The sequence below is a fragment of the Streptomyces yokosukanensis genome, from assembly GCF_001514035.1.
GTDB classification, from domain to species: domain Bacteria; phylum Actinomycetota; class Actinomycetes; order Streptomycetales; family Streptomycetaceae; genus Streptomyces; species Streptomyces yokosukanensis.
This window is the reverse complement of sequence record NZ_KQ948210.1, coordinates 148,188-168,716: the sequence shown is the minus strand read 5'-3', so window position 1 is coordinate 168,716 and position 20,529 is coordinate 148,188. Positions and strand designations below refer to the sequence as shown.

General features: G+C 72.3%; 15 protein-coding genes. 6 read left to right on the top strand and 9 right to left on the bottom strand.

Annotated features, from left to right (window positions below; genetic code table 11):
• Window positions 1-8 precede the first annotated feature (8 nt).
• From AQI95_RS13505 to AQI95_RS13470, 8 genes are all read right to left on the bottom strand, one after another.
• Window positions 9-419, bottom strand: a complete 411-nt coding sequence (locus AQI95_RS13505; RefSeq protein WP_067121984.1) for a PTS-dependent dihydroxyacetone kinase phosphotransferase subunit DhaM — start codon at window positions 417-419, stop codon at window positions 9-11.
• Window positions 416-1,021, bottom strand: coding sequence for a dihydroxyacetone kinase subunit DhaL (gene dhaL / locus AQI95_RS13500; RefSeq protein ID WP_067121981.1), 606 nt, complete (start codon window positions 1,019-1,021; stop codon window positions 416-418). The genes AQI95_RS13505 and dhaL overlap by 4 nt, the downstream gene beginning before the upstream one ends.
• A gap of 67 nt (window positions 1,022-1,088) precedes the next feature.
• Window positions 1,089-2,081, bottom strand: a complete 993-nt coding sequence (gene dhaK / locus AQI95_RS13495) for a dihydroxyacetone kinase subunit DhaK (protein WP_067121979.1) — start codon at window positions 2,079-2,081, stop codon at window positions 1,089-1,091.
• Between the two features lie 220 nt (window positions 2,082-2,301).
• Window positions 2,302-3,330 (bottom strand): 2,3-diaminopropionate biosynthesis protein SbnA, encoded by a 1,029-nt coding sequence (gene sbnA / locus AQI95_RS13490; RefSeq protein WP_067121976.1) that lies wholly within the window; start codon window positions 3,328-3,330, stop codon window positions 2,302-2,304.
• A 36-nt stretch (window positions 3,331-3,366) separates the two neighbouring features.
• Window positions 3,367-4,431 (bottom strand): 2,3-diaminopropionate biosynthesis protein SbnB, encoded by a 1,065-nt coding sequence (gene sbnB / locus AQI95_RS13485; protein ID WP_067121973.1) that lies wholly within the window; start codon window positions 4,429-4,431, stop codon window positions 3,367-3,369.
• Window positions 4,431-5,432 (bottom strand): TauD/TfdA family dioxygenase, encoded by a 1,002-nt coding sequence (locus AQI95_RS13480; RefSeq protein WP_067121971.1) that lies wholly within the window; start codon window positions 5,430-5,432, stop codon window positions 4,431-4,433. The genes sbnB and AQI95_RS13480 overlap by 1 nt, the downstream gene beginning before the upstream one ends.
• A gap of 46 nt (window positions 5,433-5,478) precedes the next feature.
• A complete protein-coding gene (locus tag AQI95_RS13475) occupies window positions 5,479-8,742 on the bottom strand; it encodes a non-ribosomal peptide synthetase (RefSeq protein ID WP_067121968.1) in 3,264 nt (1,087 codons plus the stop codon).
• 13 nt (window positions 8,743-8,755) lie between these two features.
• A complete protein-coding gene (locus AQI95_RS13470; RefSeq protein WP_079071239.1) occupies window positions 8,756-11,395 on the bottom strand; it encodes a Pls/PosA family non-ribosomal peptide synthetase in 2,640 nt (879 codons plus the stop codon).
• Between the two features lie 754 nt (window positions 11,396-12,149).
• Here AQI95_RS13470 and AQI95_RS13465 point away from each other — a divergent pair.
• Together AQI95_RS13465 and AQI95_RS13460 are read left to right on the top strand one after the other, a co-directional pair.
• Complete coding sequence (locus AQI95_RS13465) at window positions 12,150-13,400, top strand: ANTAR domain-containing protein (RefSeq protein WP_067121965.1); 1,251 nt, start codon at window positions 12,150-12,152, stop codon at window positions 13,398-13,400.
• A gap of 99 nt (window positions 13,401-13,499) precedes the next feature.
• Window positions 13,500-13,955: an RpiB/LacA/LacB family sugar-phosphate isomerase gene (locus AQI95_RS13460; RefSeq protein ID WP_067121962.1), complete on the top strand. Its 456-nt coding sequence runs from the start codon at window positions 13,500-13,502 to the stop codon at window positions 13,953-13,955.
• 75 nt (window positions 13,956-14,030) lie between these two features.
• Here AQI95_RS13460 and AQI95_RS13455 read toward each other — a convergent pair whose 3' ends face one another.
• Entirely contained in the window at window positions 14,031-14,396 is a 366-nt protein-coding gene (locus AQI95_RS13455) for a DUF6479 family protein (RefSeq protein WP_067121959.1), read from the bottom strand.
• Between the two features lie 238 nt (window positions 14,397-14,634).
• Here AQI95_RS13455 and AQI95_RS13450 point away from each other — a divergent pair, with 238 nt between their 5' ends.
• From AQI95_RS13450 to AQI95_RS13435, 4 genes are all read left to right on the top strand, one after another.
• A complete protein-coding gene (locus AQI95_RS13450; RefSeq protein WP_067121954.1) occupies window positions 14,635-15,813 on the top strand; it encodes an acyl-CoA dehydrogenase family protein in 1,179 nt (392 codons plus the stop codon).
• Window positions 15,814-16,007: 194 nt separating this feature from the next.
• Entirely contained in the window at window positions 16,008-16,925 is a 918-nt protein-coding gene (locus AQI95_RS13445) for an endo-beta-N-acetylglucosaminidase H (RefSeq protein ID WP_067121951.1), read from the top strand.
• A gap of 246 nt (window positions 16,926-17,171) precedes the next feature.
• Window positions 17,172-18,026 (top strand): oxygenase MpaB family protein, encoded by an 855-nt coding sequence (locus tag AQI95_RS13440; RefSeq protein WP_067123046.1) that lies wholly within the window; start codon window positions 17,172-17,174, stop codon window positions 18,024-18,026.
• Between the two features lie 121 nt (window positions 18,027-18,147).
• Window positions 18,148-20,460 (top strand): serine/threonine-protein kinase, encoded by a 2,313-nt coding sequence (locus AQI95_RS13435; protein WP_067121948.1) that lies wholly within the window; start codon window positions 18,148-18,150, stop codon window positions 20,458-20,460.
• Window positions 20,461-20,529: the final 69 nt, after the last annotated feature.

Here is a 20,529-nt window from a genome sequence, read left to right as displayed (position 1 = left end):
CGGCGGGGTCACACCTTGCGGTAGCCGTACGCCTCCGCGGCCGCGGCCTCGACCGCGTCCAGGTCGGCACCGGTGGCGGCGGTGACCACCGCGGCCACCGCGCCCTCGACGAACGGCGCGTCCACCAGCCGTGTCCCGTCGGGCAGTTCGCCCCCCTCGGCGAGCAGCGCCTTCACCGTGAGGATGGCGCTGCCGAGGTCGGTGAGTACCGCGACACCGGCGCCCCGGTCCACCGAGGCCGCTGCCGCGGAGATCAGCTCGGCGCTGGTGCCGAGCCCGCCGGCCTCGGTGCCGCCCGCCGGAGCCACGGGCACCGCCGCGGCCCCGCCCGCCAGGCCCTTCGCCAGCTCGGCGACCGAGGCGGCCACCTCCGCGCTGTGCGACACCAGCACGATCCCGACCCGCTTGTCGTCACTCACCGTCCGTCCTCCGCCGCATCTTCCAGCGCGGCGATCAGCAGCGCCGACGAGGTCGCGCCCGGGTCCTGGTGGCCGATGCTGCGTGCGCCGAGATAGCTCGCCCGGCCCTTGCGGGCCTGCAGCGGGATGGTGGCCACCGCGCCCTCCTCGGCGGCGGCCCGCGCGGCGGCGAAGCCGTCGCCGAGCGCGTCCACGGCCGGCAGCAGCGCGTCGATCATGGTCTTGTCGCCGGGGGCCGCCCCGCCGAGCGTCATCACCCCGTCCACGCCCGCGCGCAGCGCCTCGGCCAGCTGCCCCGTGTCCACCTCGGCGGCGTCGCCGAGCGCCTTGCCCGCCCGGCGCAGCAGCGTGCCGTACAGCGGCCCCGACGCACCGCCGACCGTCGAGATCAGCTGGTGACCGGCGAGGGTCAGCACACCGCCCGGGGTGGGCGGCGCCTCCTTCTCCAGGGCGGCCACGACGGCGGTGAAGCCCCGCTGCAGATTGCTGCCGTGATCGGCGTCCCCGATCGGCGAGTCGAGGTCGGTGAGCCGCTGCGCCTCGCGGTCGACGGACGCGGCGGCCGCCGTCATCCAACGGCGGAAGAAGTCGGCGTCGAGCACTGGATCTCCTTGCGTGTCAGGGGTGTTGACCCGCGTGGTACGGGTGGTGTTCGTCTCGTCCGCCGTATCACATACCCCAGCGCAGCGCCGGGGTCTTCACCGGCGCGTCCCACAGCCGCAGCAGTTCCTCGTCGACCTGGCAGAGCGTCACCGAGGCGCCCGCCATGTCCAGCGAGGTGACGTAGTTGCCGACGAGCGTGCGGGCCACGGCCACCCCGCGCTCGCGCAGCACCCGCTGCACCTCGGCGTTGAAGCCGAACAGCTCCAGCAGCGGGGTGGCGCCCATGCCGTTGACCAGCACCAGCACGGGGCCGCGCGGCGGCATGTCCTCCAGGATCGCGTGCACCGCGAAGTCGGCGATCTCCCCGGAGGTCATCATCGGCCGCCGCTCCCGGCCCGGCTCGCCGTGGATGCCGATCCCCAACTCCAGCTCGCCGTCCGGCAGATCGAAGGTGGGGCTGCCCTTCGCCGGGGTCGTACAGGCGCTGAGCGCCACACCGAAGCTGCGCGCGCCGTCGTTGACCTGCCGGCCGATGGACTCCACGCGCTCCAGCGGCTGTCCCTCGGCCGCGGCCGCGCCCGCGATCTTCTCCACGAACAGGGTCGCGCCGGTGCCGCGTCGGCCCGCCGTGAAGAGGCTGTCGGTGACCGCCACGTCGTCGTTCACCAGCACCTTGGCGACCTGGATGCCCTCGTCCTCGGCCAGTTCGGCCGCCATGTCGAAGTTGAGCACGTCACCGGTGTAGTTCTTCACGACGAACAGCACCCCGGCACCGCTGTCCACGGCGGCCGCGGCACGTGCCATCTGGTCCGGCACCGGTGAGGTGAACACCTCGCCGGGACACGCGGCGGAGAGCATGCCCGGGCCGACGAACCCGCCGTGCAGCGGCTCGTGCCCCGACCCGCCGCCGGACACCAGGGCGACCTGCCCGGCCACCGGAGCGTCCCGGCGGACGATCACCCGGTGCTCCACGTCCACGGTCAGATCGGGATACGCGGACGCCATCCCGCGCAGCGCGTCCGCCACGACGGTCTCCGGCACGTTGATCAGCATCCTCATGGGTGGCTCCTCTGGTGTGGTCCCTGTCGAGAAGAGTGCGGCCGGCGGCGCAGTACGGACGTACGTCCCGCTCCTCAGTATCGACCGTGTGGCGCCGAAGGTCATGTGTGCCGCAGCCGTGGATCGCCGGCCGCCGGCACCGACGGCGGTGGCCGCACGGGAGAAGGCCGGTGCCCGCGACGGCGGGCACCGGCCTTGTGACCGTGGTACGGCGCACTCCTCACTGCGGCGTCGCGCTGTGCTCCGACGTCGGCGCCGAGTCGGCCGTCGGGGATCCGGCGGCGCCCACCTGCGCGGAGTCGAGGATCTGGTCGCCGTAGAGGTCCTGCAGCCAGTTGGTCTGGTAGACGGTGTCGAGATAGCGCTCGCCGAGGTCGGGCGCGATGGCCACCGCGGTGAGGCCGTGGGCGTCGTTGCGGGCCAGCCAGTCCGTGGCGCCGCTGACGACCGTCCCCGTGGAGCCGCCGAACAGGAAGCCGCGTCTGGCCAGGCGGTGGCAGGCGCGGATGGTGTCCGCCTCCTCCACCCGGACCACCTCGTCGACGTAGGACTCGTCGAGCAGCGGCGGGCGCATGCTCATGCCCAGACCGGGGATCATCCGGCGGCCGGGCTCGCCGCCGAAGGCCACCGAGCCGACGCTGTCCACGGCGACGATCCGCACCGGCCGGGGCCACTGCCGGAAGTAGCGGGCGCAGCCCATCAGGGTCCCGGTCGTGCCGGCCCCGACGAACAGCACGTCCAGCTGCGGGAAGTTGTTGGCGATCTCCGGTGCCGTGGTGCGGAAATGCGCCCGCCAGTTGCCCGCGTTGGTGTACTGGCTGAGCCATACATACCGGTCGTCGGACTCGCACAGCGAGCGGACGTACTCGATCCGCGTGCCCAGGAACCCGCCGTTGGCGTCCAGGTCGGCCACGATGTGCACCTGGCTGCCGAGCGCCTCCATCAGGAGTCTGGTCGACAGATTGCAGCGGGAGTCCGTGACGCACAGGAACCGGTAGCCCTTGCTCGCGGCGATCATGCTGAGCGCCACGCCCAGGTTTCCCGACGAGGATTCGACGAGTGTCGAGTCCGGCGTCAGGATTCCTTCGCGTTCGGCGCTCTCCACCATCTCGTTCGCGGCCTTCAGCTTGACGGAGCCGGCGAAATTGAAGCCCTCGCACTTCAGATAGAGGGGGTAGCCGATGATCGACTTCAGCTCGACGAAGAGGTTGCCCTCGTTGAAGGCGTGAGGAGCGGATATGACGGGCACGGTGGCCTCCTGTCACCGGGGCCGGGACGGACGGCCTCAGCCGTACCGGCGCAGGTCGTGGAAGAAGTCGTCGACGATGCGGAGGTCCCCGCCGCGGGTCACTTCGTCGTAGACGAACTTGCCGACGGCGAGATCGAGCACGCCGAGTCCGAAGGGCGAGAAGATCACGGGACGGTCGGCCGGCGGGGCGGCCCGCCCGGCCATCACGTCGTCGAGCGTGCCGTTCAGGAAGTCCCGGTCACCGGTGCGCTGTTCGACGAGATGGGGCGAGGTGTCGGCCTTCAGGCAGTGCTCGACGTCGTCGACGAAGTTCGCCGAGGCCAGCAGGACCTCGGGGGCGAGGTCACGCAGCGACACATGCAGCACGAGCGGGTTGTGGCTGAACCAGCCCGGGGCGCTGACATGCGGCTTGCCGGCGACGGTGGCGAAGACCACGAGGTCGCTGGAGCGGATCAGGTCCTCGGGGCTGTCGTGCACGGTGACCCGGGCGCCGGCTTCCGCCTGCCCCAGATAGCCGCAGAAGCCCGCGGTACTGGCCTCGGACACGTCGTACACGCCGACCGTGTCGAAGGACCAGCCGGTGCCGGCCAGGAAGGTGTGGATGTAGCGGGCGATCAGGCCCGTGCCGAAGAAGCCGACGCGCCTCGGGCGGGTACGGGTCCGGCTGAGCCAGTCGGCCGCCAGCGCCGCGGACGCCGCGGTCCTGGTCGCGCTGATGATGGAGCTCTCCAGACAGGCGAACGGATAGCCCGTGACGGGGTCGTTGAGGATGAGGACCGCGGAGGCCCGGGGCAACCCGGCCCCCACGTTGTCCGGGAAGCTGGAGATCCACTTCAGCCCGTCCACGTGCACCGAGCCGCCGACCGATGCCGGCAGCGCGATGATCCGCGCCGTCGGACGGTCGGAGAAGCGCAGGAAGTACGACGGCGGGTTGACCGAGTCCCCGGCGCCGTGCAGCCGGTAGGTGGCCTCGACCAGCTCCACGATCTCCTTCTCGCGTCCGCCGAGCGCCTGCTGCACCTGCGCTCCCGGGATCACCGCGAACGTCGGCACCGAAACCCCGTGGGCCGCCTCCTGGCGGGTGGCCATCAGATCGGTCATCACCGGCTCTCCTTCGCACTCGTGCCACCGGCGGCGAGCCGCTGCGGCTCCGCCATCGCGACCAGCACCTGCCGTTCGCCGGTGAAGGCTTCTCTGCTGTGCGCGGTGCGGACGTTGTCGACCAGCATCAGGTCTCCGGACTGCCAGGGCTCGCGGCGGGTGTGCTCGTCGTAGGTTGCGTTCAGCAGCTGGACCACGTCCTCGCCGATCGGGGTGCCGTCTCCGTAGCGGGTGTTGAACGGCAGCCCGTCCGCGCCGTAGACGTCCACCAGGTACTCGCGCACCTCGGGGGCCAGCGTCCACTCGTTGAGGAAGGCGACCTGGTTGAACCAGCAGCGCCGGCCCGTGACCGGGTGGTGCACCACGGCCGCGCGCCGCTGCTCGGTGTACAGCGAGCCGTCGGCCCGCCAGGTGAAGTCGATGGCGTGGGCCAGGCAGTACCGCTCGACGGCGGAGCGGTCGTCGGTGCCGAACGACTCCTCCAGGGAGGCCCCGATCTCGCCGTTGTAACTGCGGGTCAGCATCCAGCCCGTACGGGCGAACCGCTGCGTCAGCTCGGCGGGCAGCGCCTGCAGCACCTGTTCCGCGTCCGCCACCGCGGTGGCCCCGCCCTGCGCGGGTGCGGTCGGACACGCGAACAGCATCAGGCCGGGCGCCTCGAGCGCGTAGCTCAACTCGTGGTGCATGCACATCGGCTGGTTGGCCGGCCAGGTCGTCGACGAGTACAGCCCCGGACCGTGCTCCTGGCGGGGCGCGAACGCCTCGCGCTCCGTCATGAGGTCACCGGCCAGCCGGGCGAAGACGGCACCGATCTCGTCCGTCCGCCTCAGGTCCAGGCCGCGCACGAGAAGCGCTCCGTGCTCGGTGACGAGCGCGCGCAGCACCTCGCGGTGCGCGACCGCCCAACTCGGCGCGTCGCCGGGGCTGTCCACGTGCACCAGCGCCGGTCTGTCCGGTCGCAGCTCCACATCGATGGGTGCCGTCAGGGATGAGGACGACATCTCGGTCTCCTTCGGGTTGCCCGTCCGTACTGCGGGATCGGGAGGCTCAGGGGGAGGACAGGGGGACCACGGTGCCCAGGACCGCCCGTGCGGCCTCGACGGGACGGGTCCGCGGGAAGTGGTGGCCGCCGTCGGCGATTTCGTACAGCTCCACCTGGTCGGCGAGGAGCAGCCAGTCCCGGTGGCGCTCGGCGTACCCGGCCGTGTGCGGGTCGTCGGCGGCGACGACCACCGAGACGGGCGCGGACAGCTTCACCGGCGGCGCCGTCTTCAGGGCGGCGCGGAAGTACCGGTGGGCGGACGCGCAGTCGTGCCGGTAGGCGGCCGCGATGTGCTCGGCGTGCCGTTCGCTCAGCTCCGCGAGTTCGGTGTGGCCGCCGTCCTGCGCCAGCCGTGCGGCGATCTCGGCGTCGCTCAGGCCGGACAGTTCGTCGAGCGCGGCGCGCCGGGCGTCGGCGGTGCCGATCAACTGCGCGCCGAGGAACACGCGCGCCACGTCCACCCCGCGCTCCTGGAGCCTCCTGGCCGTCTCGAACGCGTGCGCGGCGCCGGAGGAGTGGCCCCACACCATGACCCGGGTCAGGCCGCGCGCGCTGATCTCCTCGGCGACCCGCTCGGCGACCTGTGCGATCGACGCGAACGGCTGCTGCGGGGCGGCCAGGTCATGACCGGGCAGGTCGACCGCGAGGACCGCCGTGCCGTGGCCGGCCAACGCGCTCGCCATCGGCTGGTAGTTGACCGCGTTGCCGCCCGCGTACGGGAAGCACACCAGCGCGCACTCCGGCACGCCGTCGGCCCGCGACAGCGGCTGCAGCAGGTCGGGTCGGCGGCGGGCCGTGCCGTCGAGGAGGGTGGCCAGATCGGCGAGGACCGGGTGCCGCGTGATGTCCTTCAGCGAGACGGCACGGTCGAGGGCGATGGTGAGCCGCACGGCCGACAGGGAGGTGCCACCGGAGTCGAAGAAGTGGTCGTGCCGGCCGATCCGGTGCTCGGGGACGCCCAGCAGTTCGGCGAAGGCGGCCGCGAGCTTGCGCTCGGTCGGGGTGAGCGGGGCGCCGTCCTGGTCCCGGGCGCCGTCGTCGCGGGCGGACGCCGCCGTCCGCTCGGCCAGCGCGGTCAGGGCCTTGCGGTCGATCTTGCCGTTCGCGGTCAGCGGCAGCGTGGGCTGCCAGTGGAAGGCGGAGGGGACCATGTATCCGGGCAGGACGGCGGCCAGCGCCTCCCGCAGCACCCCGGACTCCTGACGGTCGCCCGAGTGGAAGGCGATCAGGTGGGTGTTCCCGCCGGCTCGCTCGACGGCGACCACCGCTCCGTCGCGCACACCGGGCACCCGCAGCAGGGTGTTCTCGATCTCACCGATCTCGATCCGGAAGCCGCGGATCTTGACCTGGCTGTCCCGGCGGCCGAGGAACTCCAGCTTGCCGCCCGGGTGCCAGCGCCCCCAGTCGCCGCCGAGGTAGAGCCGCTCACCCGGCCGGTACGGGTCCTCGCGGTAGCACTCGCGGGTCCGCTCGGGATCGTTGACGTACCCGCGGCCCACGCAGACACCGGAGAACGCGATCAGCCCGGGGGCGCCGAGGGGCACCAGCGACAGCTGCTCGTCCACGACGAGGACGTGCACGTTGTTGACGGCTCGCCCCAGCAGGACGCGCTCGGGCACCCGGTCCATGACCTCGTGGTTGGTGTCGTCCGACGTCTCCGTCAGCCCGTAGGCGTTGACCAGGGTGATCCCCGGCCGGATCGCGAACCAGCGCTGGACCAGCTCCCGTTTCAGCGCCTCGCCGGTCACCGACACGCACCTGAGGTCCGGCAGCTCACGGGGGTGCCGTTCCAGGTACGAGACCACGACCTCCAGATAGGAGGGCACGACCTGGGCCACCTGTGCCCGGCCCCGGACCAGCGTGTCGAGGAAGCGCTGCACGTCGACCACCACGTCCTGGCCGATCAGCAGCGTCCGTCCGCCCACCAGCAGGGCCGACACCAGCTGCCACAGCGAGATGTCGAAGCACTGCGGGGCGGTCTGCGCCACCACCGAGCCCTCGCCGATCCCCAGGTCGTCGATCTTGGCGTAGAGGTGGTTGAGCATCCCCGCGTGCTCGCACATCGCGCCCTTCGGCTCGCCCGTGGAGCCGGACGTGAAGAACAGGTAGGCCAGTTGATCGGCGTCGACAGCCAGCCCGAGGTCGTCCGCGGCGTGCGGTTCCTCGTACGCCGCCTCGATCAGCAGCCTCTCGGTGCCGGGCAGCGTGGCCAGCGCCTCGTCGAGGGTGCCGGTGCTGCCGGACTCGGTCAGGACCAGCCGGCACCCGGCGCGCGACAACGTTGTCCGGATGCGGCCGGCCGGGAAGTGGGGCTCGATGGGCAGATACGCGCCGCCCGCCTTGAACACCGCGAGGGTCGCGGCCAGCCAGTCCAGACCGCGTTCGGTGACCACCGCCACCACGCCCTCTCGGCCCAGCCCGCGCGCCAGCAGCGCCCGCGCCAGCCGGTTGGCGCGCGCGTTCAGCTCCGCGTACGTCCACTCCCGTGTGCCGTGCACGGCCGCCACCGCGTCCGGATGCGCCCGCACGCGCTGCTCGAACAGTTCGTGCGCCCGCGCGTCCGGCAGTGGACGGCGCGGCCCGGCCAGCCCTTCGAGCTGCTCGCGCACCTCGTCCGGGGACAGCAGGCTCTGTCGTGTGTGCTCGGCGTCCACGTCGGCCGTCATCAGCCGAAGCGCCGTCAGATGGTAGTCGGCGATCCGGGCCGCAGCGGCGGCGTCCAGCACATCGGTGCGGTGGCGCAGACGCAGCATCAGCCGCCCGCCGCTCTCGCACCAGCGCACCTGCAGGACGCCGCCCGCCACCGACGCGTCCTCGGCTTCCATCGGGCCGAACACGATCTCGTACGACGGCTCGACGAGTTCCAGTTCCCGGCGCAGCTCGTCCACCGGGAACTCCCGGTGCGCCAGCACCTTCGCCTCGGCGTGCTGCGCGGTCGTCACCAGCGCGCGCCAGGACGCCGGGGGCACGGACAGCCGGCAGGGCAGCGGTTCGCCCCGCACTCCGGCGGCGTATCCCGTCACCACCTCCCGCTCGCCGGACAGCGCGGCCAGCACCTTGGCATGGGCGGCCAGCAGCAGGGCACTGACCGGCACCCCCAGCTGCCGCACCAGGTGGTGCACCGCGGCCGCCACGTCGTCGGGCACCCGCGCCTCGGCCTCCGCCGTGCCCGGGGCCGGCTCCCCGGCCCACCGGGGCACCGCCGTGCCGCCGCCGGACGTCAGCGCCGTCCGCCAGAACTCCCGGTCCTCATCGACCCGCGCTCCCATCGCACGTCCTTCCTCAAGTCGCGGTCGCCACGGGGGCGTCAGCCGCATTCGGTGATGTGGCCCGGCCGTCGCCGACCGGCGAGCCCGGGGCCGGTGCCATGTCCACGGCCGGGTTGCCGCCCCAGTAGGCGTACGGCGGGACCTCCTCGCCCTTCATCAGGAAGGCGTCGCAGGCCAGTACGGCTCCGTCGCCCAACGTCACGCCGTAGTGCACATGGGCGGCCACGCCCAGCGTGCAGCCGGTGCCGAGCGCGGACTCGGCGGACTTGAAGGTGCCGTCCTCCTGCGAGTGGCACTGGATCTTGCTTCCGGCGTTCAGGGTGCAGTCGTCGCCGATGGTGGCGAGCGTGCGGTCGGTCACGTAGCAACCGTCGTCGAAGACCCTGCTGCCGACGCGCACGCCCAGCATCCGCCAGACGAGAGCCTTGAAGGGGGTCCCGTTGAAGAGTTCGAGGTAGTGGTCCGGGACCTTCCACACGCGCTCGATCTTCCAGAACTCCCGGTCGTAGATGGAGCACAGCTGCGGCCGCAGCCTGCGAAACCTCATGGCGCAGCGTTCCAGCAGGACGAAGTAGAGGGTGGAGAACGCGAGGGCCAGCGCCAGATACGCGGCGATCACCACATGTCCGAGCAGGCCGTACAGGTCCACCGCGGTGAGCCCGAGGAGGGTGAGCGCGAACGTGTGCAGCCAACGCGCGCCCAGCATGAGGGCCATGGAACGAAGGTTGTAGCGGTTCTTCGCCGCGAGCCGGCGGCGCAGGACGTCGCCGCTCCTGAGGTCGTCGAAGCGCGTGTCGCGCTCCACCGACCGGGGAATCTCGAAGCAGGGCGAACCGAGCAGCCCGACACCTTCCCGGACCTCGCCGTCGAGCGGAATCATCACCTTCGTCGCGAGCAGGCAGTTGTCGCCCGTCCTGCCGTCCGGGGGATAGGCGATGTTGTTCCCCAGGAAGTTGTGCGGACCGATGGTCGTCCGGGACACCCGGAACGACGTGCTGGAGAAGTCCGCGTTGATGACGGAGAGTCCGTCGGCGACCATCGTTCCGGTGCCGACGGTGACCAGGAGCGGGTTGTCCTGCTGGACCTCGGTGCCGAAGTTCGAACCGGTCTGCTCCACCCGTGACAGGTCGTATCCGATGCCCCGCAGGTAGTGCACGATGTAGGAGCTGTCCCCGAACAGCCAGGCGAAGAACTTCACGTTCGTCAGGCGCGCCGTCGCCTGCTGCACCGCGTAGTGGAATCCGTAGAGCGGATAGACCCGATCCGGCTTGACGGCCAGGTTCAGCAGCCGTGGCACGGTGCACAGCACGAGGAGGCCGACGGCCAGGCCGCAGAAGAACACCACGAGGGAGACCGTCAGCGCGTCCGAGACCAGTTCCGCCGGCGTCAGCGCGAGGGTCGCCGGGTCGAGTCGCCGTCCGATGGCCGGCACCTCGGTGAACAGCATGTAGATCCCGCCGACGCCCAACGGAATGTACAGGAAGAACAGTTGGGCCAGCGTGGTCAGGGCGAACCAGGTCCGGCGCGCCGTGCCGCACCGGGCGGGTGCGACGCGTACGTGGTCGACGTCCGTGGGCTGCCCGGGAGAACCGTGCCAGCGCGCGCCGTCCGGCACCGCCTGGCCGCGGTGCAGCGCGGAGGCGTGACCGAGTTGGGCGCCGTCACCCATCGAGGTGTCGATGTCCAGCACCGACTTCTCGCCGATGAACACATCGCGGCCGAGCACGACCCGGCCGGTCTGGATCCGCCCCGCGTGGGCCCGGTAGCACAGCAGGAACGAGTCCTTGCGGATCACCGTGCCGGCACCGATCGTGAGCAGGTCGGTGCAGACCGGCACGGAGTGGGAGAGGATCGTCACCCCCTTGCCGATCCGCGCACCGAGCAGCCGGAGATACGCCACGTACAACGGATTTCCGGAGAGAAGGACGATCGGATTCGCGTGGAGCATCACCTTGACGAGCCAGAAGCGCAGATAGGCCAGGCCCCACACCGGGAACTCACCGGGTTTCCAGCGCCCGACGAGGACCCATTTGGCGATGACCGGCACGGCGCACATCACGGTGAACGCGATGTCCCCGAAGAGCAGCGACCGAAGATAGATGCCGGTCAGGCCCGAACCGGTGGCGATCCATTCGTAGCCGAGCGCGGTGACGAAGCCGGCGACCACGGAGTATCCGAGGAAGAACAGACACTGGAACGCCCCGCAGAGAACATGGCTCCATCTGCTCGTCCGCGTCGGCGCGGCCGAGGGCGTCGGCTGCGCCACGGTCACCGGCACCAGGGGAACGGCCGGGCCGGAAGAGTCCGAGGCGGGCTCCGTGAGGGCCGCGGCCAGGCCTCGGACCGTGGGATGCCGGTAGATGTCCCGCATGGACGGGGACGGCAGATCGGCTCTCTTTCTGACCCGTGCGCAGAACTGGGCCATGACCAGCGAGTTGGCGCCGAGGTCGGTGAAGAAGTGGCCGTCGGGCAGAATGCGTTCGGTCCCCAGGACGTCAGCGAGAACGTCCGAGAGTTCCCTCTCGATATCCGTCTCGGTATCCCTCTCGGTGTCCGTCTCGGTATCCGTCGCCGCCGGTTCGGAACCGCTTCGCCATGTGACGACGACCTTGTTCGGCGCGGATATACATTCCTCGGACGACTGCTCCACCATTCGATCTCCCGCAGGAAGCGGCCGTCGAAGACGGCATCACCGAAGCTCGTGGCGCGTTCCCTGTTCCTGATCAGGAAGCACCCGCTTCAGTTTGGGTCGGCCCTCGGCGGGTTGCCACTTCGCACGGCTCACCGCGAGGGCGGCAAAAGCCCGGCGGACCCGCATTTGTCGAGTCTGCGGGGCTCGCGGGCCCGCACGGCTGTTCACTCGAACGGCTGCCCCTCCGGGCCGCTGCCGCCGCGCGGGCCGTGCCGGACCGGGAGCGTGTCGCCGTACAACACGGGGTCGGGGTGAGGGCGTTCGGCTCGTGCTGCGCCCCGCGTTTAGCCGACCGACGGCACGGGTGTCCCCGGGCCGGTGGACGGGGCGGCCTCCGAGCCGCGCCGGAGCGATGGGCGGGCACGGGCCGCCGTCGCCGCGGCTCGGGCGCCGGCAGGTGCACAGGGCCGGAGCCGACCGCCGAACCTCACCCGTACGGCGGTGTACCGGCCGCGCCGAAGGCGGTGCGACACACCCGAGGCGAATCGTTGCGTCGGGCGCGGGCCGGAGGCACAGTGAAGCACCGGTCAAGACGCGGCTGGCTGATCCCTCCCCACGCAGGAAGCCCGATCCCCATGGAAAACGGTCGGCTGCCCCGTGCCCGGGGGTGCGCCATGACGGCGTGCGCCCCGCACGTCCTCGACTCCCGGCGAGCCCGAAGGGGGTCGCCACGAGGCCGCTCGAACGCCGCGCCATGTCCTGTCCGGGTGATGCCATGAATCCCTCCTCCGGCCCGTCCGCACCCCCGGCCCCGCTCGTCATCGAGTCGTCCGTCGTCGACGGACTGCCCGCCGAGGCGGCACTGCTGCTGCGCATCTCCGGCAGTCTCGACGCCGCGGGGGCACAGGCCTGGTCGGCGGAGCTGCGCGGCCACCTGGAGCAGGCGGACCGCGCGGGCCTGCGGCCGGTCCTCGACATGGCGCACGTGCAGCTCGGGGGCGCCGCCGTGCTGCACACGCTCAGCGAGACGACCCGCTCGCGCACCGGACGCCCGGACCTGATCATCGTCCGCGCCCGGCCGGGTGTGCGCGAGGCGGTGCACCTGGCCCGTCTCGACGGTGTCCGGCTCTACGCCACCCTCGACGAGGCATTGCGGGAGCTGGCCCGCGCCGCCTCCCGCGCGGAGGACCTGCCCGCCTGGCGCTCGCAGATGACCGATCCGCTGCGGCCCAGTTACGAGGACCTGCGCAAGGAGGTCCGGGCACTGCGCGACCGGGTGCGTACCGCCCCGGTCATCGGCATGGCGCAGGGCGTGCTCATGGTCCGCTACGGCCTGCCGGACTCCGGGCTGGCCTTCCGGGCGCTGCGCGAGACCTCGCAGCGGTTCAACGTGCCGCTGCGCGTCCTGGTCTCCGCCGTGGTGGTGGCCCGGCCCCCGCAGGGCACCGTGTGGTTCCCGGGCCGGCGCCCGCTGCCCGTACCGCAGATGCGGATCCTCGCGCGCGAGGACCGCGACCCCCGCTACCGGCGCCGCATGATCGAGGCCGTGCTGCACGAGGCGCTGACCGCCGGACGTGCGTCCGCCGGGTACGTGCGGTTCGTCGACCCGGCCGTGAACGCCCTCGTGCTGGAGACCCACCGCGGCTGCTCGGACCCGTTCCTCGACCACCTCGTGCGCGGTCGCGACGAGGGCACCGCCGATGCCGTGGCCCGGCTGCGCGGCCGCCAGGTCTGCGTGCCCGACGTGGCCGACGACGCGCTGCTGTCCGAGGAGTCCCGGCGCGTCCTGCTGACCACGGGCACGGGCGCCCTGCTGAGCGTCCCGGTGCTGTCCCCGGCCGGCTCCTGCACCGGCGTGATCACCCTGCACCGGCCGGACGCCGGGCACCGGCCGACCCCGGCCGAGGCCGAGGCCCTCGATGTGCTCGCCGCCGACACGGCGGCCTGGCTGAGCTGGTACCACCGCTCGGTGCTGCTCGACGCGCTCGAACACCTCCACCGGACGGTGACCGGCTCCCCCTCGTGACGCCCCGCGCTCCAGGGGTGCGGAGCCGCTGCCGCGACCGGGCGCCCCGCGCCGTGACCGGCACCTCTGCCCCGCGCCGCAGGCACTACGCTCACCGGTATGCGGATCTCCGTCTCCTCCGACATGGACGAGCCCGTGGCCCGGCTCCTCCTCGCCGAGCTGCGCCGCCGCGGCCATGAGGTAATGACGTACGGCGCCCTGCGGCCCGGCGCCGACGCACAGTGGGCGGCCTGCTCGGCGGCGGCCGCCCAGGACGTGGCCGACGGCGCAGCCGATCAGGCGGTGGTGTGCTGCTGGACCGGCACCGGCGCCTCCATCGCGGCCAACAAGGTGCCCGGCGTCCGCGCGGCGCTGTGCGCGGACGCCGTCACGGCGGACGGCGCGCGCCGCTGGAACGACGCCAATGTCCTCGCGCTGAGCCTGCGCCTGACCTCGCAGCCGCTGCTGAAGGAGATCCTGGACGCCTGGTTCGCGGGCGAGCCCAGCCAGGATCCCGAGGACCGGCAGAACGTGGCCCGCGTCGGCCGCCTGGACGCCGTCCGGAAGGATTCCTAGCTGTTCCCAGCCGTGCGGAACGACTCCCGGGGGCGTGGGGCGGTCCGGCGCGGGCCGGGCCGGACGGGGTCGGATTCAGTGGGCGCCGAGTCCGCCGCCACCGAAGGAGCCGCTGGAACCCCGGCTCCAGCGCGGACGCTCCTTCGAGGCGCTCGGCCGGGAATCCATGTTGGTCAGCTCGTACGGGGTGAGCGGGCGGCCGCCCTTGGGGGTCTGGGGAACCTCCTGGGACTCCCTGTTCTCCCGGACTTCGCGCACCGGGCCGTCCGGTGGCAGTTTGGGCTGTTCCTCGGGCCGCGGCCGGGGGGACTCGTTGTACTTGACGCGGGAGTTCATCCAGAAGCCGCCGGCGAGCAGTGCCAGGACGCCCACGGCCACGATGAACAGGACGAGGCTCATCAGGCCGCTCGCTGCGGCCAACTGCGTCGATGCGGTAGTCATAGGTGAGGGATACCCCGCCCAGAACCGGACGAACCGGACACGATATGTGACCGGCGGTCGACGTGCGGCGACCTCCCGTCACCCCATTGACGCTCCCTCGCCGGCCCTCGCCGGCCCTCGCCGCCCCGCGGCGGCTTCGCCGGTCCGGGAATTCGCCCGGGGCACGTCATTCCCTATTTCTGAAACACGTTCTACGGTGTGCGCCGTCAGGACCGCCCTTGGGGAGCCTGGAGGCGCCGTGCACCTCGACCACACGCCCGAGCAGCAGCGACTGCGCGCCGAACTGCGCGCCTACTTCGCCCAGCTGGTCCCGGACAACGCCTATGCCCGGTACGCCGACCCGGCCGCGCAGAAGCGGTTCTACCGCGACACCATCCGCCGGCTGGGCGCGGACGGCTGGCTCGGCGTCGGCTGGCCCGAGCAGTACGGCGGGCGCGGCATGACGGCGATGGAGCAGTTCATCTTCTTCGACGAGGCCGCGCAGGCCGGCGTACCCCTGCCGCTGATGGCGCTGAACACGGTCGGTCCGACGCTCATGCGCTTCGGCACCGAGGAGCAGAAGAGCTACTTCCTGCCGCGCATCCTCTCCGGCGAGATCGACTTCGCGATCGGGTACAGCGAACCGGACGCCGGCACCGACCTGGCCGCCCTGAGGACCAGGGCCGTAGGCGATGGCGACCAGTACGTCGTCAACGGGCAGAAGATCTGGACGACGAACGGCGACACGGCGGACTGGGTGTGGCTCGCCGTGCGCACCGACCCCGCGGCCCCGCCGCACAAGGGCATCACCATGCTGTTGGTGCCGACCTCCGACCCGGGCTACTCCTGCACGGTGATCAACACGCTCGCCTCCCACGACACGACCGCGAGCTACTACGAGGACGTCCGCGTCCCCGTCTCGCGGCGCGTCGGCGAGGAGAACCAGGGCTGGCGGCTGATCACCAACCAGCTCAACCACGAACGCGTCACCCTCGCCGCGCACGGCACCATGGCGATCCGCGCGCTGTACGACGTGCAGCGCTGGGCGCGCGAGACCAAGCTCGCCGACGGCCGCCGGGTCGCCGATCTGGCCTGGGTGCGCCGGCTGCTGGCCCGCACCCACACCCGGCTCGACGCGATGAAGCTGCTCAACTGGCAGATGGTGTCGGCCGTCCAGGACGGCTCGCTCACCCCGCAGGACGCCTCGGCCGTCAAGGTCTACGGCTCCGAGGCCCGCCGGGACGCCTACGCCTGGCTCATGGAGATCGTCGCGGCGGCGGGCCCGCTGAAGGAGGGCTCGGCCGGCGCGGTCCTGCACGGCGAACTGGAGCGCGGCTACCGCTCGGCGGTCATCTTCACCTTCGGCGGCGGCAACAACGAGATCCAGCGCGAGATCATCTCCTGGATCGGCCTCGGGATGCCGAGGGTGCGACGTTAGTCGTCCGTGAGGGGTGCAACCTGAGGTTTGCCGAAGAGGAGTGATCGCGTCGATGCCGATCCCCGTGCGTGGGAGTCGTGAAGAGTTCTCGCACGGTTCTGGGGATTCGGTCACGGGAGCGGAAAGATCGGGGGGCTCACTCGGCGCTTGGCACAGGCCGGGCGCCGCTCCATGCGATGGGAGACCGATCGACGATGTTCACTCTGGTGCGGAGCAGAGTACGGACGGCCGTGCTCGCGCTCTCGGCCGTCACGGCCCTCGCCTGCGGCGCGACCGCCACGACCGGCGCGGCAGCCGCCCCCGCTCGCGCGAAACAAGGACCGACCTCGGTGGCGTACGTCGAGGTCAACAACAACAGCATGCTGAACGTAGGCAAGTACACCCTCGCCAACGGTGAAGGCAACGTCTTCGACGTCGCCGTGATCTTCGCGGCGAACATCAACTACGACACGGGCACGAAGGCGGCGACGCTGTACTTCAACGAGAACGTGCAACGCGTCCTCGACAACGCCGCCACGCAGATACGGCCGTTGCAGCAGAAGGGCATCAAGGTCGTTCTCTCGGTGCTCGGCAACCACCAGGGTGCGGGCTTCGCCAACTTCCCGTCCCGGCAGGCGGCTTCGGCGTTCGCGAAGCAACTGTCGGACACCGCGGCCACGTACGGCCTCGACGGCATCGACTTCGACGACGAGTACGCCGAGTACGGCAACAACGGCACCGGCCAGCCCAACGACAGCTCGTTCGTGTACCTGGTGTCGGCGCTGCGCGCCGACATGCCGGACAAGATCATCAGCCTCTACGACATCGGCCCGGCCGCGTCGCGCCTGTCCTACGGCGGCGTCGACGTGTCGTCCATGTTCGACTACGCCTGGAACCCGTACTACGGCACCTGGCAGGTCCCCGGCATCGCACTGCCCAAGTCGAAGCTGTCGCCGGCAGCCGTCGAGATCGGCGGGACCTCGCAGAGCACTGCCGCCGACCTCGCCCGCCGCACGGTCGGTGAGGGGTACGGCGTCTATCTGACGTACAACCTCGACGGCGCCGATCGCAGCGCCGATGTCTCCGCGTTCACCAGGGAGCTGTACGGCAGTGACGCCGTCTACGCGCCGTAGGCCGACCGCCTTCACCGGCGTCCGGTGCCCCCTCGGGGCCCGCTGCGTCCCGTAGGCCCACGCCCCAGGCGGGCCGCGCCTTCGACAACGATGTCGAAGGCGCGGCCCGCCTGGGGCGACCACGTCGATGTCACCCGCTCTCTCCGCAGCCGTCCGTGCGGCTCGCGGGAATGGTGCGGCGCGAGTCCGGGCAGAGGTTCTGCGGGGGGGACGGCGGCAGGGAGGCGACATCCAGCGATGGTGGTCATGTCTGAGGCCGTGGGCGACCCCGGCCTGTTCACGCCGGACTCCGTGACCTGGCAGATGCACGGCGACCCCATGATGTGGGTGGCCGGCGTCCGTGCGCTCTATCTCCAGGCCCTGCACCCGCGCGCGGTCCGCGGTGTCATGCAGAACTCCGACTTCCGGCGCGACGCCTGGGGCCGGCTCATGCGCACCGCGAACTTCGTCGGCACGACGACGTACGGCACCACCGAGGCCGCCGAGCACGCCGGCGCCCGCGTACGCAAGATCCACAGCATGCTGACGGCGACCGACCCGGACACCGGTGAACGGTACGGCGTCGACGAACCCGGGCTGCTGCTGTGGGTGCACTGCGCGGAGATCGACTCCTATCTGCAGGTGCTGCGCCGCTCCGGATTCCCGCTCACCGACGCCCAGGCCGACCGGTACCTGGCCGAACACCGGGTCAGCGCACGCCTGGTGGGCCTCGACCCGCGGACCGTACCGGCGAGCCGGGCCGAACTCGCCGCGTACTTCGAGAAGACGCGTCCGCAGCTGACCGCGGGACCCGAAGCACGCACCGTGGACGACTTTCTGCTCCGCCCGCCGACGCACGCGCTCCTCGTACCGGCGCGCGAGGTGCTGTGGCGGCGTGTGGCGCAGTTGGCCTACGCCGCTCTGCCGCCGTACGCCCATGAGCTGTACGGCAGACCGGCCCCCGCACCCGCCGTCGTCACCCGCAGACTGCGGACCACGGGCACGCTGCTGCGCCGCGTTCCCGCACGTGTGCGCTGGCAGCTGCCGCCCAAACACATCCTGCGTGCCATGGAGAGGCTCGGCCCCGGGGCACGTCCGGCACCGTACAAAGCGGGGCGATAGCGCGCCATACTGGACGAGCAGAGGGGTGGGGCGCGGATCGGGCCGGCGCGGTGCGGCCGGGGACGGTCCGGTCACGGCCTCCCGGCGGCGGGGCGGACGGCGACGGGGGCGGCGGATCGCTATGGGGGAGAACAGACTGATTCAGGGCCGGTACCGGCTGCTCGACCTGATCGGGCGGGGCGGGATGGGCGAGGTGTGGCGGGCCCGGGACGAGTCCCTGGGCCGGCAGGTCGCGGTGAAGTGCCTCGAACCGCTCGGCCCGTACCGCGATCCGTCCCTCACCCGCGTCCTGCGGGAGCGGTTCCGCCGCGAGGCCCGGGTGGCCGCCGCCCTGTCCCACCGCGGGGTGACCGTCGTCCACGACTTCGGCGAGTCCGACGGGGTGCTGTACCTGGTGATGGAGCTGCTCGAAGGCCGCGACCTGAGCCGGCTGCTTCAGGACAACAAGGGGCACCCGCTGCCCGTGGACGAGGTCCTGGACATCGCTGCCCAGGTCGCCGCCGCCCTCGCCTACACCCATCGGCAGGGCGTCGTGCACCGCGACCTGAAGCCGGCCAACATCGTGCGGACGACCGACGGCACCGTGAAGATCTGCGACTTCGGCATCGCCCGCCTCGGCCACGACATCGGCTTCACCACCCGGCTGACCGGCACCGGCGTGGCCCTCGGCACCCCCCACTACATGTCCCCGGAACAGATCGCCGGCGGCGAGGTCGACCAGCGCAGCGACCTGTACTCACTGGGTTGCGTGCTGTACGAAATCGCCACCGGCGCACCGCCGTTCGACCTGGAGGACGCCTGGGCGGTCCTCGTCGGCCACCGAGACACGCCGCCCCGCCCCCCGCGCGAACGGCGCCCGGAGCTGCCCGGCCACCTCGATGAGGTCATCCTGGGCCTGCTGGCCAAGCAGCCCGAGCAACGGCCGTACGACGCACGGGAGTTGGCCAGGCGGCTCCAGGGTGGCCACCGGGCGGGCGCGCCGGTGACGGCCGAAGGGCCCGCGCTCCCCGACACCGGGGCACGCCTGCCGACCTGGACCCGGGGCATGACCACCGGCCACAAGGCGCTCGGCACCGGACTCGGCGCGCTGCCCGCGGACCCGGGGGCCATGCTGTCGGGCCAGTGGGCGGCGACGCCCCCGAGGGGCTCGGAGGGCCATCCACAGGCGGCTGCGCCCCAGGGCCCGGCCCGCCACGGCGGGCCCGCGGACGAACGACCGCCGACACCGGCGCTCCCCGCGCAGCCCACGGCACTGCCCGCGCTTCCCGCCGCGCCCGCCCCGCCTCCCGCGGAGCGCCTGGCGGCGCTCGCCGCACGGCATCACGAGGGCGTCCGGCTGGCCGGCCTCGGCCGGTGGGCCGAGGCCGGCGACACGCACCGGGCCGTGGCCGCCGAGCGCGCCGCGCTGCTCGGCCCCGACCACCCCGACACCTTGGCGAGCCGCTACGAGACCGCCTTCGCCCTCCTGCGCGCGGGCCGCGCCGCCGAGGCGCTGGCCGCCCACACGGAACTCGCGCAGGCCAGGGCGCGCGTGCTCGGCGCCGACCATCCCGACACCCTCGCCGCCCGCCAGGAGACGGCCTACGCGCTGGGCCGGCTGGGCCGGCACTTCGAGGCCCACCAGGTGTACGCCGAGGTGCTGGCCGCGCGAGTGCGCGCCATCGGCCCCGACCACCCCGACACCCTGCGCTGCCGCCACAACCTCGCCTGCACCCTCGGCCGCCTCGGCCGCCTGGAGGACGCCCGCCGTACGGCCCTGGAGGTGGCCGCCGCGCGGGCCCGGGTGCTCGGCCCCGACCACCCCGACACCCTGGTCTCGCGCTGCGAAGTCGCCTACGCCCAGGGCCAGTCGGGCCGCTGGGAGGAGGCGCTGCACCTGTACCGCGAGGTCGCCGAGACCCGGGCGCGGGTGCTCGGCGGCGACCACCCCGACACCCTCGCCGCCCGCTACGAGACCGCCCTCAGCCTCGGCCGCCTCGGCCGCAGCGCGGACGCCCTGCGCCTGTACCGGGAGCTGATCGGGGACCGCAGCCGCGTCCAGGGACCCACCCATCCCGAGACGCTCCGGGCCCGGCACGGCCTCGGGGTCAACCTCGGACGGCTCGGCCGCTGGGCGGACGCCCTGGCCGAGGCGCGGGACGTCTGCCTGCTCCGCGAACAGGCCCTGGGGCCCGCCCACCCCGACACGCTCGTCAGCCGTCGCGAGGTCGCGGTCGCCCTGGGCTGGCTGGACCGCTGGGCGGAGGCCCTCATGGAGTACCGGCGGATCACCGCCACGCGCGCGCAGATCCTCGGCCCGGACCACCCCGACACCCTGGCCGGCCAGGGCGACGAGGCCCACTGCCTGGAGCGGCTCGGCCGGGGCACCGAGGCCGGCGAGCTGTACCGCAGGGTCGCGGTGGTCCGCCGCCGCTCCGCCTCCGACGGCACCTGACCGGGGTCGGCGCGGCGGCGCGCGACCACGCTCGGAGCACGCCTCTGGCCGCCGTGGATCATCACGTGT

What these genes read in the sequence shown, in the direction of transcription:
- dhaK (WP_067121979.1), bottom strand. Translation starts at nt 2,081, where the DNA reads ATGAGGATGCTGATCAACGTGCCGGAGACCGTCGTGGCGGACGCGCTG.
- sbnB (WP_067121973.1), bottom strand. Translation starts at nt 4,431, where the DNA reads ATGACCGATCTGATGGCCACCCGCCAGGAGGCGGCCCACGGGGTTTCG.
- AQI95_RS13480 (WP_067121971.1), bottom strand. Translation starts at nt 5,432, where the DNA reads ATGTCGTCCTCATCCCTGACGGCACCCATCGATGTGGAGCTGCGACCG.
- AQI95_RS13475 (WP_067121968.1), bottom strand. Translation starts at nt 8,742, where the DNA reads ATGGGAGCGCGGGTCGATGAGGACCGGGAGTTCTGGCGGACGGCGCTG.
- AQI95_RS13470 (WP_079071239.1), bottom strand. Translation starts at nt 11,395, where the DNA reads ATGGTGGAGCAGTCGTCCGAGGAATGTATATCCGCGCCGAACAAGGTC.
- AQI95_RS13465 (WP_067121965.1), top strand. Translation starts at nt 12,150, where the DNA reads ATGAATCCCTCCTCCGGCCCGTCCGCACCCCCGGCCCCGCTCGTCATC.
- AQI95_RS13460 (WP_067121962.1), top strand. Translation starts at nt 13,500, where the DNA reads ATGCGGATCTCCGTCTCCTCCGACATGGACGAGCCCGTGGCCCGGCTC.
- AQI95_RS13455 (WP_067121959.1), bottom strand. Translation starts at nt 14,396, where the DNA reads ATGACTACCGCATCGACGCAGTTGGCCGCAGCGAGCGGCCTGATGAGC.
- AQI95_RS13445 (WP_067121951.1), top strand. Translation starts at nt 16,008, where the DNA reads ATGTTCACTCTGGTGCGGAGCAGAGTACGGACGGCCGTGCTCGCGCTC.
- AQI95_RS13440 (WP_067123046.1), top strand. Translation starts at nt 17,172, where the DNA reads ATGTCTGAGGCCGTGGGCGACCCCGGCCTGTTCACGCCGGACTCCGTG.
- AQI95_RS13435 (WP_067121948.1), top strand. Translation starts at nt 18,148, where the DNA reads ATGGGGGAGAACAGACTGATTCAGGGCCGGTACCGGCTGCTCGACCTG.